General features: G+C 64.2%; 13 protein-coding genes. 2 read left to right on the forward strand and 11 right to left on the reverse strand.

Annotation, left to right across the window (positions count from 1 at the left end; all coding sequences use genetic code 11):
• Positions 1-5 precede the first annotated feature (5 nt).
• From AB5Y80_RS17445 to AB5Y80_RS17455, 3 genes are read right to left on the reverse strand one after another with little or no spacing between them, the layout of a single operon-like run.
• Positions 6-533 (reverse strand): hypothetical protein, encoded by a 528-nt coding sequence (locus tag AB5Y80_RS17445; RefSeq protein ID WP_323888807.1) that lies wholly within the window; start codon positions 531-533, stop codon positions 6-8.
• Positions 523-1,113: a TetR/AcrR family transcriptional regulator gene (locus AB5Y80_RS17450; RefSeq protein ID WP_368173268.1), complete on the reverse strand. Its 591-nt coding sequence runs from the start codon at positions 1,111-1,113 to the stop codon at positions 523-525. The genes AB5Y80_RS17445 and AB5Y80_RS17450 overlap by 11 nt, the downstream gene beginning before the upstream one ends.
• Positions 1,114-1,121: 8 nt before the next feature.
• Positions 1,122-2,552: a coniferyl aldehyde dehydrogenase gene (locus AB5Y80_RS17455; RefSeq protein ID WP_103243444.1), complete on the reverse strand. Its 1,431-nt coding sequence runs from the start codon at positions 2,550-2,552 to the stop codon at positions 1,122-1,124.
• 212 nt (positions 2,553-2,764) lie between these two features.
• On the opposite strand from AB5Y80_RS17455, the gene AB5Y80_RS17460 reads away from it, so the two are divergent.
• Positions 2,765-3,058: a hypothetical protein gene (locus AB5Y80_RS17460; protein ID WP_010674084.1), complete on the forward strand. Its 294-nt coding sequence runs from the start codon at positions 2,765-2,767 to the stop codon at positions 3,056-3,058.
• A 54-nt stretch (positions 3,059-3,112) separates the two neighbouring features.
• On the opposite strand, the gene AB5Y80_RS17465 is transcribed toward AB5Y80_RS17460, so the two are convergent.
• From AB5Y80_RS17465 to AB5Y80_RS17500, 8 genes are all read right to left on the reverse strand, one after another.
• Positions 3,113-3,562 (reverse strand): C40 family peptidase, encoded by a 450-nt coding sequence (locus tag AB5Y80_RS17465; protein ID WP_029314241.1) that lies wholly within the window; start codon positions 3,560-3,562, stop codon positions 3,113-3,115.
• Between the two features lie 106 nt (positions 3,563-3,668).
• A complete protein-coding gene (locus AB5Y80_RS17470) occupies positions 3,669-4,583 on the reverse strand; it encodes a hydrogen peroxide-inducible genes activator (protein WP_010674086.1) in 915 nt (304 codons plus the stop codon).
• 297 nt (positions 4,584-4,880) lie between these two features.
• Complete coding sequence (locus AB5Y80_RS17475) at positions 4,881-5,846, reverse strand: alpha-L-glutamate ligase-like protein (RefSeq protein WP_039039849.1); 966 nt, start codon at positions 5,844-5,846, stop codon at positions 4,881-4,883.
• Positions 5,847-5,849: 3 nt separating this feature from the next.
• Positions 5,850-7,388 (reverse strand): inactive transglutaminase family protein, encoded by a 1,539-nt coding sequence (locus AB5Y80_RS17480; RefSeq protein WP_010674088.1) that lies wholly within the window; start codon positions 7,386-7,388, stop codon positions 5,850-5,852.
• Positions 7,389-7,391: 3 nt separating this feature from the next.
• Entirely contained in the window at positions 7,392-8,150 is a 759-nt protein-coding gene (locus AB5Y80_RS17485; protein WP_010674089.1) for an ATP-dependent zinc protease, read from the reverse strand.
• A gap of 82 nt (positions 8,151-8,232) precedes the next feature.
• Positions 8,233-9,210, reverse strand: a complete 978-nt coding sequence (cmoB, locus tag AB5Y80_RS17490; RefSeq protein WP_053288620.1) for a tRNA 5-methoxyuridine(34)/uridine 5-oxyacetic acid(34) synthase CmoB — start codon at positions 9,208-9,210, stop codon at positions 8,233-8,235.
• 3 nt (positions 9,211-9,213) lie between these two features.
• Entirely contained in the window at positions 9,214-9,951 is a 738-nt protein-coding gene (gene cmoA, locus AB5Y80_RS17495; RefSeq protein ID WP_167824878.1) for a carboxy-S-adenosyl-L-methionine synthase CmoA, read from the reverse strand.
• Positions 9,952-10,284: 333 nt separating this feature from the next.
• A complete protein-coding gene (locus tag AB5Y80_RS17500; RefSeq protein WP_368173269.1) occupies positions 10,285-11,133 on the reverse strand; it encodes a DUF72 domain-containing protein in 849 nt (282 codons plus the stop codon).
• A 428-nt stretch (positions 11,134-11,561) separates the two neighbouring features.
• Here AB5Y80_RS17500 and aspS point away from each other — a divergent pair, with 428 nt between their 5' ends.
• Positions 11,562-13,328 carry an aspartate--tRNA ligase gene (gene aspS, locus AB5Y80_RS17505; protein WP_045525291.1) on the forward strand — a complete coding sequence of 589 codons (1,767 nt, stop codon included), beginning with the start codon at positions 11,562-11,564 and terminating at the stop codon, positions 13,326-13,328.
• Positions 13,329-13,344: the final 16 nt, after the last annotated feature.

The raw sequence follows: 13,344 nt of genomic DNA on the forward strand, positions 1-13,344 counted from the left end.
CGTGTTCAACCGGTCAGCAGACCCAGATAGATGTGGCAGGCCCGCGCGAGCTTGCGATGCGGGTCCGGGTAGTGGCGAAGCAGGGGCCGCGCGATGAAGGCGGGCAGGATCAGGCTCTGCAACTGCTCAAGCGCCCGCACCAGGTGCATGGCCGCGTCGAGATCCCCCTCCACCAGCAGCCGGTTTTCGCAAAAGGCCTGGTTGATGCCGAGGCGAAAGCTGAGGGCGCGAAAGGCGACGGCGGGGTGCTTGAAGCGCACCCGCAGGAGGTGGTGGCTGTCATGGGCACAGGTCGAGTGCGCCCTGCCAGCCTCCTCACCGCAGTGCCAGCGCCCCGCGAACTTGTAGAGACTCAGCCCCCGGGTCATGCCGTTTACCTCCAGCCTGATGGTGAGGCCGTCCGGCAGGGGGGCAAGCTCGCGGCGCACCGCCTCGTCGACCCGGGCGGCGCGGCACAGAGTGCGGCCGATGATCCAGAGCAGGCTGCCAATCCAGAGGCGTCTGCCGGTGGCAAGCAGGGCGTCAGGGCGCATGGGAACCTCCGCTGATGGCGGACCAGAAGAGGGTGAAGGCGTTCTCCTGCCAGTGGGGGTCTTCTCCCAGTTCAGGCTGATCGACAAAGAGGGAGGCGCAGGCCAGAAACTGGCCCTGGCACACCTCCAGCATCAAGGCAGGCGGGGCCGACATCAGCTCGCCGCTGGCCTGGCCCCGGGCGAGCAGGCTCGGCAGAAAATGCAGGGTCTCCGCCAGGATCTGGCTGCGCAGGGGGCGGGCCAGCAGGGGGGAGTGGAAAAAGCCCAGCACGAACCTGAGCTCACGGGGGTGAGCCTGCATCCAGCCCATGGCCTGGTGCCAGTAGTGGCGGGCCTGCTCCTGGAGCGGCAGGGCGGCATCGGTCTCGGTGATGGCGGCGCCAAGGCGCAGCTTGATGTCCTGGTAGAGGCTCTGGATCAGCACCTCCTTGCTGGGAAAGTGATGAAACAGGGTGCCATTGGCCACCCCGGCCGCCTTGGCGATGCGGGCGGTGGCGGCGCCCTGCAGGCCATCCTCCGCGCACAGAGCCAGGGCGGCATCCAGGATCTGGCGGCGTTTGTCGGTCATGGTTTCTCGCATCTCGCCTCCTAGCGCAGGAACAGGGCCATCATCAGCCGCTGGTACCAGCGCCGATAGGGGGGGTGAATGAGGGAGCCTGTGCTGAAGCGCCCGCGGCGCAGCACGGTCTTGGCCTTGGAGAAGGTGAGAAACCCCTCGCGGCCGTGATAGTGGCCCATGCCGGAGGGACCGATGCCGCCGAAGGGGGCATCGTCCGCCGCCACCTGGAACAGACTCTCGTTGATGGCCATGCCCCCGGCGTGGGTCTCCCGAATGAGGCGGCGCTGCAGCGTCTCGTCCAGGCTCATGAGATAGAGCGCCAGGGGGCGGGGCCGGGCCGCCACATAGGCCAGGGCCTCCTCGATGTCGTCATAGGGCACCAGGGGCAGCAGGGGGCCGAAGATCTCCTGCTGCATCACCTGGCAGTGGCCGGGTACCTCGGTCAGCAGGTGGGGCACCAGTCTGCGGGTGGCGTCATCCCGGGCGGGCGTGACGCAGGGGTGGATCTGGGCGCCGGCCTGCCTCGCCTCCTCCAGCCAGGCGGTGAGCCGCTCGTACTGGGGGGCGTTGATGATGGCGCCATAATCCGGGCTCTCGAGCCCTTTGGGGTAGAGGCGGCGAAAATGGGCCTGATAGGCCTCGATGAAGGCCTGCTCCTGCCCCCTCGGCAGCAGCACGTAGTCGGGGGCCACGCAGATCTGGCCGGCGTTGAGGCTCTTGCCGAAGATCATCCGCTCCACCGCCAGGGCCAGGGGCATGTCGGGGGCGATGAGACAGGGGCTCTTGCCGCCGAGCTCCAGGGTGAGGGGGGTGAGCTGGGGGGCGGCCGCGGCCATCACCAGCCGACCCACCGCCGTGGAGCCGGTGAAGATGAGATGGTCGAAGGGGAGGGCGCTGAAGGCGGCCGCGATCCCCGCATCCCCCTCGATGACCACCACCTCGTCACCGCCGAGGGCCTCATCGAGCAGGGTGCGCAGCACGGCGTTGGTGTGAGGGGTGAACTCGGAGAGCTTGATCATGGCGCGGTTGCCGGCGGCGAGGGCGCCGATGAGGGGCCCGAGGCTCAGCATCACCGGGAAATTCCAGGGCACCATGATGCCGACCACGCCGAGGGGCTGATAGTGCACCTCGACCCTGGCGGGGGCCAGCAGCAGGCCGGAATGACGGCGCTCCGGTTTCATCCACCCCTTGAGCCGTTTCAGGGTGTAGTTGATCTGCATGACGCAGGGGAGCACATCGGCGATCAGGCTGTCGTAATCGCTGCGCTGGCCGTAGTCCCGGGCCAGGGCCTGACACAGTGCCTGCTTGTGGCGCAGCAGCCCCTGCTTGAGGGCGTCAAGTCTGGCGAGGCGGGACGCCAGATCCGGCATGGGGGTGGCCTGGCTGGCCTGCCTGAGCCGATGCAGCTGCTCGGGGAGGGAAAACTTGTCCGGTGAGGCGGGGGTGACGGTGGTGTCCATGGCATGCTCCGCACGAAAAGTGACCGACTGATTAGTCGGTCCAAATCTAGCGATTCGTTGCCGACTTGTAAACTGGGCGAGGGCAGAGGGTGGCTGCCAGTGGGCAGCGTTGCCCGGAACTGTGTCCGGGCTCCCACTTTTGAGGCATCCGGATTGGCCTTCTATCCAATAAGGGGTAATTGTGAGTTACCAACTCGGAGGGAGAACCGCACATGACCAGGGAATTGCATAGCTTGCTGGCCCGGCTGGATGACGTGATCGCGCGCATGCCGGACAGTTTCAATACCTATGAGTTTGCCCAGAAGCTGGCGCTGCAACATCAGCAGGAGTATTTCGCCGCGGGCCACTCCCTGGCGGGCCAGGAGAAGAACCTGCTGCGCCTGCTCCACGAGAAGATTGCCCTGGCGCTGGCGAGCCATGAGGGCGTCATCGAGGGGGCCCTGCTGCCCTGCATGACCCCCTGGGGAGAGCGCGCCACCTCGCCCCGCTGGCACCGCAAGCACTGACCCGACAACAACATGAAAAGGCCCCTCGGGGCCTTTTCATGTTTGGGGTCGCACCTACTGGACCAGCCTGCGGGCCTGCCAGTAGCGGCTGTTCCAGTAGACGTTGTCGAGGCGCGAGCGGATCACGCCCTTGCTGGTGGAGGCGTGGATGAACTCACCTGCCCCGGTGTAGACCCCGACGTGGTACTGCTGCCAGCCGGTCTTGAAGAAGACCAGGTCCCCGTGCTGGAGACGGTATCTGTCCACCGGGCGGCCGAGGCTCGCCTGGGATTCCGTGGTGCGGGGCAGGGTGAAGCCCAGCACCTGGCTGTAGGCGAGCTGGGTGAAGGCGGAGCAGTCGAGACCGGCGCGGCTGGTACCGCCCATGCGATAGGGCACGCCGCGCCACTGCTGATAAAAGTTGTCGAATGCGCCGCTCTGGCGCACGGGAGGGGGAGGCTCCGGCGTGCTGGAGCAGGCGGCGAGAAGCAGGGCCAGCAGGGGCAGCAGCAAGGTGCGAAACATCTCAACTCCTTGATAGGGCACGGGGTTCATCATAGACGATGATCCTGCCTGGAACCTGAATGACAACGGCATTGACGAGTGGCCGCCTGTGGGGGCAGCCACTGGATCACCCCGCCGGTTTGGGGGTAATGAGCGGCGTCAGCAGCTCGGCAATCTTGTAGAAGGTCTGCACCCGGGTGGTGCTGGGGCGCCACACCAGGCCTATCTCCCGATAGGGTTTCTCCCCGGGCAGGGGAATGGCCACCAGGTCCGTGTTGTCGAGGATGCCCGCATCTATGGCCATCTGGGGCAGGAAGGTGGTGCCAAGACCGGCCCCCACCATCTGCACCAGGGTGTGCAGGCTGGTGGCGGCGAAGGGGTTGATCTTGCTCTTGTCCCGCAGCCGGCAGGCGCTCACCGCGTGCTCCGTCAGGCAGTGCTCCCGCTCCAGCAGGAAGATGCTCTGGTTGGGCAGCTCCTTGTAGTCGAACGGCATGTGCAGGCCCGCCGCCATGTGGGAGGGCATCACCATGTGGAAGGGATCCTGGCCGACGGTCTTGCTGTGGAAGCCGCCGATCTCCACCGGCAGCGCCAGGATCAGCAGATCGAGCTGCCCCTGCTCCAGCTGCTTGAGCAGATTGGTGGTGGTGTCTTCCCGCAGCAGCAGCTCCAGATCCGGATAGGCCTTGCCGCACACCTGCAGCAGCTTGCTCAGCAGGAAGGGGGCGATGGTGGGGATGCAGCCCAGGCGCACCGTGCCGTGCATGACGCCCCCCTGCTGCTGCCCCAGCTCCATCAGATCCCGGGCGTCGGAGAGCAGGTTGCGCGCCCGCGCCACGATCTCCATGCCGACCGGCGTCATGATGAAGCTCTTGTGATCCCGCTCCACCAGTTGCAGGTTCATCATGTCCTCCAGGGTCTGGATCCCGGTACTCAGGGTCGACTGGCTGACATGGCAGGCCTTGGCGGCGCGGTTGAAATTCTTGTGCTCGTCCAGAGCGACCAGATACTGGAGCTGCTTCAGGCTGGGCCAACGTTGCATAGGAGAAACCCGATCGATGCTATCTATTTGATTTGATTAATCTACCATCGAGAAGCCCCGTTGTCGTCGACAAATCGGTGCCCCCTGGCAGGCGCACTGCCTCACGCACATGGGGTGGCCTGCGCCGATGGGCTGGTCACCCCTCATTGGTCAGGAGCTTATCCCCTTGTGCCGCGCCATTGAAGGGGCGCCGCCATGGGATGTGACGGGGATCGGCCTTCGGGCGGGGCGCCCTGCACGCAGGGGCGGCCATAAAAAAACGCGCCGGTGGGCGCGTTTTTGCAGAAGGGGGGCGGACTATTCGTCGAAGATACCGAAGTGATCCTTGGCGAAGTTGACCCGCTGCTCCACGTTCATCTTGACCTGACCCAGCTTCTCGATGGTCTTGAGGTTGGGCACCAGGCCGCGACCGTTGGCGATCTGGATGGCAAGGCCCGGACGGGCGTTGAGCTCCAGCAGCATGGGGCCGCGGAACTTGTCCAGCACCATGTCGGTCCCGATATAGCCAAGACCGGACATCTCGTAGCAGGAGGCCGCCAGGTTGAGCAGGGTGTCCCAGTGGGGCACCTTCAGATCGTAGAGATCCAGGCCGGTGTCCGGGTGGTGGCGCAGCGGGTTGCCAAACTGCACCGCCCGCAGGGCGCGGCCGGTGCGCAGGCACAGGCCCACCCCCACGGCGCCCTGGTGCAGGTTCGCCTTGCCGTCGGAAGCCGAGGTGGAGAGGCGCATCATGGCCATCACCGGGAACCCCTTGAAGATGATCACCCGGGCATCGGGGACCCCTTCGAAGGAGTAGCCGTCGAACACGTCGTCGAAGTTGATGAGCCCTTCCACCAGCGCCACGTCGGGCTTGCCGCCGAGGGAATAGAGCCCCGCCAGGATGTTGGAGACATGGCGCTCCAGATCCTGGCCGTTGGCGGCGCTGCCGTTGGGCTTGTAGAAGAGGCCGTCCTCCTGGCGCAGGATCACCAGGATCCCCTTGCCGCCGGAGCCGCGGGCCGGCTTGATGCAGAAGCCCGGCCAGTCTTTCACAAGCTCGGTGATGCGAGTCACGTCGTGCTGCTCGCGGATGGTGCCGATGAGTTCAGGCACCGTCACCCCCGCATCCAGCGCGATGCGCTTGGTCTTGAGCTTGTCATCCACCAGCGGATAGAGGCGGCGCGGGTTGTAGCGGCTGATGTAGGAGTGGTTGCGCTTGTTCATGCCGAGGATGCCTGCCTGGGACAGGCTCCACGGACTGGTGTATTTCTGCCAGAACCACATCTGTTACTTGTCCTTACCCGGGGTGGCACCAGACTTCATCTCGTCCACCAGCGGCTTGAAGCGCTTGAGCTCGCTCAACTTGTAGCCGGTGTAGTTACCCATCAACAGCACGGTCGCCATCAGCACCAGCTGCAGGCCGAGGAAGTTGAAGGTGAGGTGACGAATGAGCTCGTTGTCCATGGCCAGGTAGGCGATGACCGCCACCAGCAGGGAGCCGCCGCCCTGGCGGAACACCTCTTTGGGCCCCTCTTCTTCCCACAGGATGGACATGCGCTCGATGGTCCAGGAGAGGATGATCATCGGGAAGAAGGTGATCTTCATGCCGTCGGTCAGCCCCAGCTTGAAGGCGAACGCCGAGAAGATGCCGATCATCGAGATCACCATGATGATGATCGCCGATATCCGGGCGACCAGCAGCAGGTTGAGCCTCGAGAGGTAGGAGCGGATCACCAGGCCGGTGCCGACGATCAGCAGGAAGCCGATGAGGCCGGTGACCAGCGAGGTCTGGATGAAGGCGACCGCGATCAGCACCGGCATGAAGGTGCCGGAGGTCTTGATCCCCACGATGACCCGCAGGAACACCACCATGAGCACGCCGATGGGGATGAGCAGCAGACCCTTGAACAGGGCTTGCTCTTCCAGGGGCAGGCTGTGGATGGAGAAGTTCATCATCTCGGATTTTTCGAACTTCTGGGCCAGGGCCACGTTGACCGGTTGCTCCTGCTCGATCATCGAGAAGGTGACGCGGGAGTTGTGACCGCCGGTGACGTCCAGGAGGGCGCCGGAGTTGTACTCCCACAGCAGCAGGTTGGCCGGTTGACCCTGTTCACCGCTTTGCGGGTTGAACAGCTTGTAGTCGGTCGGGCTGTTGAAGACCTGCAGGTAATCCACCAGCTCCTGACGGCGACGGCCATCTTCCAGGCTGAGGGCGTGAACCACCCGGGCCGGGACGTCCGCGTTGTTGAGCAGCTCGGCAATCAGATTGGCGCGGCTCTTGTGGGACTTGAGCAGCTCGGCGTTCTGTTCCTGCTTCTCGATCTCCTTGATGATCTCGCGGGTCAGGGTGTAGCCGTCGGCGGAGCGCTCCTGGGCGCGCTCCAGGATCTGCTTCATGGCCGTGGCGTAGGGCTCGCTCTCGATCTGCTTCTCGATGGCGGGCGGCTGCGGGTTGGCGGCGGGCTTGGCATGGGCATCGGCCATCATGTCGACCCGGTAGTAAAGCTCCTGACGGCCGGAGGCGGTGCGGATGGACCACTCGGCGCGGGCATCCCCGTCTTTTTCCACGAACGACAGGCCATAGCCCGGGCTCGCGGCGTTCTCGTTCATCAGGGTGAAGCCGGGCTGGGTGCCCGGAATGGCCAGGGAGGCGATCACCGGCTCGCCGGTGGCCTCGAACTCGAGCTTGGCTTCGATGGACCAGATCTGGCGCTTTTCACCCGGCGTGAGCGGGACGTCCAGCGCGATGTGATGATAGAAGGTCATCCCCAGGCCGACGATGTAGAGCAGGGCGACCAGCAGATAGAACGGCTTACGGGAAACCATGGATTATTTCACATCCTTGAGCTTGGGTTTGGGTTGGATATATTCGCGGGCCACGTCGACCACGGCGATGTCTTTGAGGAATTCACGGCCCAGCAGCACGGGGAAGGTCATGTCGCTGCGGTCCTTCAGGGTAAATTCGGCCTTCTCGGTCATGTCGCCGATGCGCACGGCGAGGCGGACCACGGGGCGTCGGTCGAGATCGTCGGCGGAAGCCTGACGGACCCGTACGTGACGCACCAGGGGCGCTTCAATCTGGATCTTGTCGTCCATCTCCTGGTGGCTCAGGAAGAAGCGCACCCAGTTTTTACCGTTGCGCTCGAAGATGGTGATCTCCTGGGCGCTGATGGAGGAGGTGGTGGCGCCGGTGTCGACCCGGGCCTGGAAGGCGTCGTTGGCGGCGTCAACCCAGATCCACTCCGCTTCACCCACCAGCAGCTTGCCATCGACGGTGTGGCCCTGGCTCGGCGCCGGGCACTTCTCGGTGGGAATGGGCATGGCCTTGGGCGGCTCGGGGGGTAGGGTAGCCAGCTTGCTGTCGACTTTTTTCACGGACTCTTTCATGTTGGTGACATCGGTGTTGAGCTGAACCAGCAGGTGCTGTTGCTGCACATACTGCTTCTGTTGCTGTTCCATGGATGTTTGCAGACGTTGCTCGCTCAACGAGATCTCGTTGCGCAGCTCGGCCAGCGTCAGGGTCGGGGCCGGGGGGGCTTTTTCCATACTGACACACCCGCCGAGACTGAGCAGGGAGAGCAGGGTCATTCCTTTTAATTTGCTTTTCATGTCATTCATTTAACTGTGCTTCCTGGAATTGGGTCAGTGTAACTTCCACAGCCGCCATCGGCTAGTCTTTGGCCTTTCTGGCGATCAGTACGGCACGTTTGGGTGCCGGGTATCCTTCGACCGTGAGTGCAGGATTGTGTGGATCCAGATAGTCACTCAGGGACTCGTTAATCATCCAGTCGGTACGACGCTGTTCGTCGGTGCTGGTCATATTCTCGTCGACGATGCGCACATCGGTGAACCCGCAGCGCTCGACCCAGCGTGTGAGGGCCGCGCTCGAGGGGAGGAACCAGACGTTGCGCATCTTGCCGTAGCGATCGGAGGGCATCAGCACCTGGTTTTCGTCGCCGTCCACCACCAGGGTCTCGAGCACCAGCTCCCCATCGTCTTTGAGCTGGTTGCGCAACTGCTCGATGTGCTCGATGGGAGACTTGCGATGATAGAGCACTCCCATGGAGAAGACGGTGTCAAAGGCCCGCAGCGCCGGCAGCTCCTGGATACCGAGGGGCAGCAGGTGGGCGCGCTGGTCGTTGCCTGCGAAGTGGCGAATGGCTTCGAACTGGCAGAGGAACAGCGGGCTCGGGTCGATGCCGACCGCCAGTTTCGCCCCTTCCCCCACCATGCGCCAGAGGTGGTAGCCGCTGCCGCAGCCCACGTCCAGCACGTAGCGGCCCTGGAGCGGGCTGATGTGGGGCAGCACCCGATCCCACTTCCAGTCGGAGCGCCACTCGGTGTCGATGTGGATGCCGTGCACATGGAAGGGGCCCTTGCGCCAGGGCATGAGCTGGCGCAACAGGCTCTCGGTCTTCTTGCGCTCACCCTCTCCCAGGCTATCGGGGCCGCCGATGGCGACCCGTTCTTTGAGCTCGATCCGGCCGGGGGCCACGACGGGCAGCTTGGCGAGGGCGCGGTTCCAGCGCGGCAGATCCCCGTGCAGGTTGTCGTGCTGCCAGGCGTGCAGCTGGGCGGGCAGGGTGTGCAGCCAGTGGCTCAACCGGTTCTTGGCGATCAGTTGATAAAAATGGGCGAAATCGATCATGGCTTAGTTGGTGTCGCTGGCTTTGATGGCAATCATGGAGCCGAAGTTGAAGCACTGGAACCAGAGGTCCAGGTGGGTGAAGCCGGCGTCCCGCAGGCGCGCCTGATGGACCGCCAGGGTGTCGGTGCGCATCACGTTCTCAAGGGCGGTGCGCTTCTGGCTGATTTCCAGCTCGCTGTAGCCGTTGGCCCGCTTGAAGTCGAGGTGCAAGTCGATGAGCAGCTCGTTGACCTGCTCGTCATCGAAGCGGAACTTCTCGCTCAGGATGAGGATGCCGCCGGGGCGCAGGCCGTCAAAGATGCGCGCGATGAGGGCGGCCCGCTTCTCGGGGGCGACGAACTGCAGGGTGAAGTTGAGCACCACCACGGAGGCGTTCTCGATGGGGATGTCGCAGATGTCCGCCTCCACCAGATCCACCGGTACCTCGGACTTGAAGCCCGAGAGGTGGGCGCGGGCCCGCTCGATCATGGGGTGGGAGAGATCCACCGCCGTGATGTGGCAACCGGGCTGGGTGACGTGGCGGCGCATGGCCTGGGTCGCGGCGCCGAGGGAGCAGCCGAGATCGTAGAGGCGGCTCTGGGGCTGGGCGTAGCGGGCGGCCATCATGCCGATGGCGGAGATGATGTTGCTGTAACCGGGCACCGAGCGCTGGATCATGTCGGGGAAGACGTCGACGACCTGCTCGTCAAAGCAGAAGTCTCCCAGACGGGCGATGGGGGCGGCAAAAATCTGATCGTGCATGCTGACGCAACCTGACAGCCGGTGTGGTGGGCGGCTGTTTTATTCAATTGAATCTTGGGTGGACGGGCATCGAAATGGCGTCGTCACCGGTTGACGAACGGGGTGGCTTGCTCCGGGATCCTTCGGGCTGCCCCTGTTCGCAACGGGCCATGGTCCGGGCCCTCAGGGTGCCGGGCTGGGGTGGGCAACGCATTGCCATGCACCCAGGCCCGGGACCTTACTTGGGGCGCTAGTGTAGAGGAAAGGCGGGCGTTTGTCTTGACGCCAACCCCGGTGGGACCACAAAAAAAGCGGCTTTTTTTGGGGACGGAGAAGGGGCGGAGAGGGGGTCGCTCAAAAGGGCAGCACCCCCTGGCGGGCGCGATCGTTTTCTCCTGGCCAGGGGGCCATCTCCTGGCCGAGCAGGCGGCTGATCTGCCGTGCGAGTTCGGGGGCCCGGGCATTGTCGGCGGTGTGGACAAAGAGGTAGAGATCCTTGCCCTCCTGGAGCCATTGTTTCCAATGTGGCAACCATGGTGGCAAAAAAGGGTGATTGTCCTCGATTTGAGGCAAACCAATCAGGCGCACCACCGGGGCACTCCCTGTGGCCAGCAGATGGACCGGCAACCTGGGTTTCTTGCCCTGGGCATCGATCATGGCGGCCGTGGTGGCGGGCACCGAGAAGAGCGGGCGGCTGTCGAGCATGATGCGATTGATGCTCCGCGCCATCAGCATCCGGTTGAGGGCCCGTTCCGCCTCCCCCTTGGCGAAGAAATCGGGGTGGCGCACCTCGAGGGCATAGGTGAAATCTTGGGGCAGCCGCGCGAAGAAGGCATCCAGACGGGCCAGCCCCTCTGGCCCGAAGCGGGCGGGCAGTTGCAGCTTGAGCAGCCCCAGCTTGTCATGCAGGGGGGCCAGCAGGCGGATGAAGGCCGTCACCTGTTTGTCCGCGCTCACCAGATCGCTCTGGTGACTGATCTCCTTGGGAAACTTGAAGCTGAAGCGAAAGTGGTCGGGGACCGCATCGGCCCAGCGCTGCACCGTCTCCGGGGTCGGCGAGGCGTAGAAGGTGGTGTTGCCCTCCACGGAGTTGAACACCCTGGCATAGTCGGCGAGGTGCTCGGCGGGCCTGGCATTCATCCCCAGCAACTGGCCGGGCCAGGCCGGGTGTGACCACTGGGGCAGGCCCAAATAGAGGCTCATGATGGTTCCTGTCGGCAGGTTGGCGCACTTTTGCCCTCCTTTTTGCGCCAGAACAACAAAAAACTGGGTAAAGGGGGCTGCGGGCCATTTTACCCAAATGGAGGTTTTCCTCTATAATGCCAACCCTTTTGTTTGCCACATTGTCGTAATGCGCGCGACCGAGCCCCCGGGTGACGATGATCGCGGCCCGGCAGTGGCCAGACAACGACGCCAGCCGATACCCCGGCGCCCACTCGTCATCCCGGTCGGGAGCGGGGGCATGTCTGGGGCGGCGGCAAGAATCCGGCTCGGGGAGCCGGATGACCCGAGACAGATTTCAAACCGGGCAAGAAGCAGGATCTGGCCAGCTGTGAGACAGACGGTGCTTGCCAGTCGTGCCCGGCGACCCAGGATGAACCGTCTCTCTACCATTTCGAAGGAAGAAGTCCATGCGCTCTATCTATTGCGGACAGGTCAATGAGGCCCATGCCGGGCAGACCATTACATTGTGCGGTTGGGTCCATCGTCGTCGTGATCTCGGCGGCCTCATCTTTATCGACATGCGCGACCGCGAGGGCATCGTGCAGGTGTTCTTCGATCCGGACAAGCCGGACGCCTTTGCCCTGGCCTCCGAGCTGCGCGGCGAGTTCTGCATCCAGGTGACCGGTGTGGTGCGTACCCGCCCCGACTCCCAGCGCAACAGCGACATGGCCACCGGTGCCATCGAGGTGTTCGCCCACGAGCTCACCATCATCAACCGTGCCGAGCCGCTGCCCCTTGACTTCAACCAGGTCAACAGCGAAGAGGTGAGCCTCAAGTACCGCTACCTGGACCTGCGTCGTCCCGAGATGGCCAAGTACCTGAAGACCCGTGCCAAGGCCAGTGCCTTCGTGCGCCGCTTCATGGACGAGCACGGCTTCCTCGACATCGAGACCCCGATGCTGACCAAGGCGACCCCGGAAGGGGCCCGTGACTACCTGGTGCCGAGCCGCGTGCACAAGGGCAAGTTCTACGCCCTGCCGCAGTCCCCCCAACTGTTCAAGCAGCTGCTGATGATGTCCGGCTTCGACCGCTACTACCAGATCGTCAAGTGCTTCCGCGACGAAGACCTGCGTGCCGACCGCCAGCCGGAATTCACCCAGATCGACGTGGAGACCTCCTTCATGACCGCACCCCAGGTGCGTGAAATCATGGAAGAGATGATCCGCAAGCTCTGGCTGCACATCCTGAACGTGGACTTGGGCGACTTCCCCATCATGACCTTCGACGAAGCCATGCGCCGCTTCGGCTCCGACAAGCCGGATCTGCGCCTGCCGATGGAGCTGGTGGATGTGGCAGATCTCTTGACCGAGGTGGAGTTCGCCGTGTTCGCCGGCCCCGCCAAGGATCCGAAAGGCCGTGTGGCGGCTCTGAAGGTACCGGGCGGCGCGGAGCTGTCTCGCAAGCAGATCGACGAGTACACCAAGTTCGTCGGCATCTACGGTGCCAAGGGCCTGGCCTGGATGAAGGTCAACGAAGCCGGGAGCGGCCTCGAAGGGGTGCAGTCCCCGGTGGCCAAGTTCCTCTCTGACGCCATCGTGCGCGAGATCCTGGCCCGTACCGGCGCGATGGACGGCGACATCATCTTCTTCGGGGCCGATTCCAAGAAGGTGGTGTGCGATGCCATGGGCGCCCTGCGCCTGAAGGTGGGCCGCGATCTGGGCCTGGTGGAGAACGTCTGGAAGCCGCTCTGGGTCATCGACTTCCCCATGTTCGAGGAAGATGGCGAAGGCGGCCTGGCGGCCATGCACCACCCCTTCACCGCCCCGAGCAACCTAGGCCCGGCCGAGCTGAAAGCGAACCCGGTGGGCGCTTACGCGAACGCCTACGACATGGTGATCAACGGCTACGAAGTGGGTGGCGGCTCTGTGCGTATCCACAACAGCGAGATGCAGTCCACCGTGTTCGACATCCTGGGGATCACCCCGGACGAGCAGCGCCTGAAGTTCGGCTTCCTGCTGGATGCCCTGAAATACGGCACCCCGCCCCACGCCGGCCTGGCCTTCGGTCTGGACCGCCTCAGCATGCTGCTGACCGGCACCGACAACATCCGGGATGTCATCGCCTTCCCGAAAACCACGGCGGCCGCCTGTCTGATGACAGACGCCCCGAGCTTTGCCAACCCGGCCCAACTGGGCGAGCTGGCGATTGCGACCACCGTCAAGGGTGACGAATAAGCCGTTATCGGCAACA

It is taken from the genome of Aeromonas sp. R2-1 (assembly GCF_040908425.1).
GTDB lineage: Bacteria > Pseudomonadota > Gammaproteobacteria > Enterobacterales > Aeromonadaceae > Aeromonas > Aeromonas caviae.

What these genes read in the sequence shown, in the direction of transcription:
- AB5Y80_RS17460 (WP_010674084.1), top strand. Translation starts at nt 2,765, where the DNA reads ATGACCAGGGAATTGCATAGCTTGCTGGCCCGGCTGGATGACGTGATC.
- AB5Y80_RS17465 (WP_029314241.1), bottom strand. Translation starts at nt 3,562, where the DNA reads ATGTTTCGCACCTTGCTGCTGCCCCTGCTGGCCCTGCTTCTCGCCGCC.
- cmoA (WP_167824878.1), bottom strand. Translation starts at nt 9,951, where the DNA reads ATGCACGATCAGATTTTTGCCGCCCCCATCGCCCGTCTGGGAGACTTC.
- AB5Y80_RS17450 (WP_368173268.1), bottom strand. Translation starts at nt 1,113, where the DNA reads ATGCGAGAAACCATGACCGACAAACGCCGCCAGATCCTGGATGCCGCC.
- AB5Y80_RS17480 (WP_010674088.1), bottom strand. Translation starts at nt 7,388, where the DNA reads ATGGTTTCCCGTAAGCCGTTCTATCTGCTGGTCGCCCTGCTCTACATC.
- AB5Y80_RS17470 (WP_010674086.1), bottom strand. Translation starts at nt 4,583, where the DNA reads ATGCAACGTTGGCCCAGCCTGAAGCAGCTCCAGTATCTGGTCGCTCTG.
- AB5Y80_RS17475 (WP_039039849.1), bottom strand. Translation starts at nt 5,846, where the DNA reads ATGTGGTTCTGGCAGAAATACACCAGTCCGTGGAGCCTGTCCCAGGCA.
- cmoB (WP_053288620.1), bottom strand. Translation starts at nt 9,210, where the DNA reads ATGATCGATTTCGCCCATTTTTATCAACTGATCGCCAAGAACCGGTTG.
- AB5Y80_RS17445 (WP_323888807.1), bottom strand. Translation starts at nt 533, where the DNA reads ATGCGCCCTGACGCCCTGCTTGCCACCGGCAGACGCCTCTGGATTGGC.
- aspS (WP_045525291.1), top strand. Translation starts at nt 11,562, where the DNA reads ATGCGCTCTATCTATTGCGGACAGGTCAATGAGGCCCATGCCGGGCAG.
- AB5Y80_RS17455 (WP_103243444.1), bottom strand. Translation starts at nt 2,552, where the DNA reads ATGGACACCACCGTCACCCCCGCCTCACCGGACAAGTTTTCCCTCCCC.
- AB5Y80_RS17500 (WP_368173269.1), bottom strand. Translation starts at nt 11,133, where the DNA reads ATGAGCCTCTATTTGGGCCTGCCCCAGTGGTCACACCCGGCCTGGCCC.
- AB5Y80_RS17485 (WP_010674089.1), bottom strand. Translation starts at nt 8,150, where the DNA reads ATGACCCTGCTCTCCCTGCTCAGTCTCGGCGGGTGTGTCAGTATGGAA.